This window comes from Micromonospora sp. NPDC004704, from assembly GCF_053601675.1.
This window is the reverse complement of sequence record NZ_JBSGCD010000079.1, coordinates 1-2,796: the sequence shown is the minus strand read 5'-3', so window position 1 is coordinate 2,796 and position 2,796 is coordinate 1. Positions and strand designations below refer to the sequence as shown.

Here is a 2,796-nt window from a genome sequence, read left to right as displayed (position 1 = left end):
CGATGGTCATGGTGGCGTCGCCGCCACCAATACCGAGCCAAAGTGAGCCACTACCAGCGAAGACTCCAAATTCAGCAGATGCGGCTGGAGTACTAGTCCGAAGGCCGCCCGTCCGTCGATGATGCGGTGCCCGGGGCGAACGCCGGCTCCGTCCGCGCTCCGACACGCCGCTTGGCCGACCTGCGAATCGCCAGGATCACCACCGATATGACGATGACGATCAGCAGCTCGACCACCTGACCCAGGGGCCAGTAGAGGGCCAGCAACCAGCGCACCGCTCCCTCCAGCGGCGTCGGCGAGGGTCCGCCGAACCGATCCAGGAGATCCACTGGTACGTCGACGAACAGCGCGCTGCCGGGTAGGTCGACCAACCGGCGCTGACTGCCATCGGCCCGGAAGGTCCTGAGGTCGACGCCGCCCACGGTCCACCAGTCGGTCTCCGACCAGTTCGGGTCGTTCGGACCCTTGACCGCGCCCTTCTCGGGGGCGTAGACAGCGACGACGGCGGCATCGTCGCGCTGCCAGCCGAGCATGCGGGCCGCCAGTCCCCGGGCCGGGGCCAGGCGCGGCCCGTCGGCGGGTTGGCCGGTGTCGGCGTCCACGTACCGGACCTGGAACAGCCGCTGGGCGAGGCTCCTCTCATCGCAGGTCTCGCCCTCCTCGCAGCCGCCCACCGTGTAGGTGGCGATCCGCTTGCCGTCGGGCAGCCAAGCGCCGGGCCCGGCAAGGCGGTCGCGTGCGGTGAGGTCGACCAACTTCCGGACGGAGTTGCCGGCCACGTCGATGACATTGAGGGCGTCTTCGGTGGCCACCGCAATCCGCGCACCGTCCGGGGAGAACGCCGCGAAGTTGCCGATCCGCATCCGGCCCTCGACCTCGGGCAGCGGGCGGGCCTGACCGGTTTCCAGGCTGAGTAGCCGTAGGTCACCGACCTGGTAGCTGGCCAGCGGGGGTGAGTGCAGCAGGATCGAGCGACTGTCCGGCGTCCACCCCATCGGGTAGCCGCCGTCGTACTGGACCACCTCGCCGGTTACCAGGTCGACCACGGCAGTCTGATCCTGGGCCCACTGGGATCCCTCGATCCACGGCTGACTGGCCAGGTACCGGCCGTCCGGCGAGAGCAGGAGGCCACCCGCGCCAGCGTTGGTCTCACCCACCGTACGGGCCAGTCGGTAACTGCCGTTCTGCCCGACGAGCAGGCTGCGACCCTCCCAGCCCCAGATGTCGCTACCTCGGAGTTCATGGTCTCCGGCGACGAGGATCGCGGCCGGTCCGGGTGGCGCCTCGACGATGGTGTCTTCGCCGGTCAGCGGAGAGTAGACATCCGATGGCACCACCGGCCGGGGCGAGTCGGCGGGAGCGATGCCCTGTCCCCCTTGGCGGCCGAACAGCAGGAAACTCCCCGCGAGCGCCACGACCACCGTCAGTACGCCACCGGCGAGGCGGATCCGGCGGCGACGGATGCCCTTGCACCACGTGTCGGGGGGAATCCGCGCCGGCCGGGCCTGATCGGCGATGCGGGCCAGGACGTCGGTCAAGGGTGATTCGGTCATGAGTCCGCCCCCATCAGGTCGGCCAGTTCCGGCGCGAGGGTGCGCAGGCGGGCCAGCCCGTCCCGAACCTGGCTCTTGACGGTGCCCACCCGGCAGCCGAGGACCGCCGCTGTTTCGGCCTCGGTCAGGTCCTCGAAGTACCGCAGGATCAGGGCCGCGCGCTGGCGTGGGCCGAGTCTGGCCAGGGCCCGCTGCACGGCGACCGTCACGCTCACCCGGTCGGCGTAGTCCGGCACCGGCTTGTCTGCGCCGACAAACGTCACCTGACCCACCCGTCGTGCCTGCCGCCACCAGGAGACGTGTTCGTGGTAGAGCACCTTGCGGACGTACGGGTCGGGGCTGCCCTCCATCACCACCCGCTGCCAGCGACCGGCAACCCGCAGGAACGTCTGCTGAACCAGGTCCTCGGCCAGGTGATGGTCGCCGGTGAGCAGGAAGGCTATTCGCGACAAAGCCGCCGTACGGGCCTGCACGTACGCGTCGAACGACGGCCTATCGGCATCCACACGCCACCTCCTGCCTACTTACACGCCGCCGCCGCCCACTTTGGAGGGGACCAGTTTTCCATGCCGTACGCGGACCGGTGCGATCGCGCGCAAATCGGCGCCGATACCGAAAAGTGCTGTTTTATGCTCCTGTCGGAAGCTCGCCATGACGTGAGTGGTACTACATCCCCCATGGCTTTGGAACGGGATGTACGGCTGAACGACGGCTGGCAGGTACGGGTCTACGACCTCGGCGGCGACGCGCGGACGCGTACCCAGCTAGATCCAACGCCGTTCAGTTAAGGCTGGGTCGTTGGGGTCAAGGTGAGGATGTTGATCTCGATGGTGGCTTGGTAGGTGGTGCGGTTGATGTTCGGGCCGCGGGCGTTGTATTTGCTGATGGCGCGTTTGACGATGCGGGCCTTGGTTCGTATGCGCCGGTCGGGCATGAGGGCGGACAGGACCTGGTGGCCGATGACGCCGACCAGGTCGATCACGGCGTCGGCGATGACGTTGGTGGCCTGAACGGTGAGGTCGCGGGCGGTGTTCAGGGCGATGGTGAAGCTGGCCCGGTCGGGGTCGGTGCCGGGACTGCTGTCGGTGGCGTCGACCATCGCGGTGCGGAGCAGTTGGTAGGTGATGAGCAGGGCGTATATTTCCTGCTCGATACCGGTCGGGGTGCGTGATCGTAGGACTCTGCCGTCGAGGATGGTTGATTTCAGTTCCAGGTAGGCGGTCTCGATCTCCCAACGCTGGTG

The 2,796-nt window shown here is 68.0% G+C and carries 2 protein-coding genes and 1 pseudogene; all 3 read right to left on the bottom strand.

Features of this window, described 5'->3' with window-relative positions; genetic code table 11:
* Positions 1–92 precede the first annotated feature (92 nt).
* A complete protein-coding gene (locus ACWEFB_RS38240; protein WP_452293107.1) occupies positions 93–1,553 on the bottom strand; it encodes a WD40 repeat domain-containing protein in 1,461 nt (486 codons plus the stop codon).
* Entirely contained in the window at positions 1,550–2,059 is a 510-nt protein-coding gene (locus ACWEFB_RS38235) for a SigE family RNA polymerase sigma factor (RefSeq protein ID WP_452293106.1), read from the bottom strand. Before ACWEFB_RS38235 ends, ACWEFB_RS38240 begins: the two co-directional genes overlap by 4 nt.
* Before the next feature lie 278 nt (positions 2,060–2,337).
* Positions 2,338–2,796: pseudogene (locus ACWEFB_RS38230) on the bottom strand (IS4 family transposase); the annotation flags it as partial.